Origin of the sequence: Marinobacter iranensis (genome assembly GCF_029207565.1) — a bacterium.
Lineage (GTDB): Bacteria > Pseudomonadota > Gammaproteobacteria > Pseudomonadales > Oleiphilaceae > Marinobacter > Marinobacter iranensis.
Genome location: NZ_JANCMW010000398.1, coordinates 1 through 237, shown reverse-complemented (window position 1 = coordinate 237; position 237 = coordinate 1). Strand labels below are relative to the sequence as shown.

Sequence of the window (237 nt, the reverse complement as noted above, 5' to 3'; positions counted from 1 at the left end):
AGCGCGATGGCGATCAGGACGTTCGCGGTCATCCCGTCGACCTTCAGCGTCTTTTCGAGGAAGAACAGCGCGTAGAACTGCCCCGTGTACCACACTACCGCCTGCCCCACGACCGCGCCGAACAGCGCGACGAGGACGATGCGCAGATTGCCCCAGCGCAGGAACGCCTCGGTGAGCGGCGCCTTGGAGGTGTTGCCGCTCGCCTTCATCCGGGCATAGACCGGGCTCTCGTTGAGC

General features: G+C 65.4%; 1 pseudogene. It reads right to left on the bottom strand.

Going from position 1 to position 237, the window contains the following annotated elements:
* A pseudogene (locus NLU14_RS22865) lies at positions 1–237 on the bottom strand (MFS transporter); the annotation flags it as partial.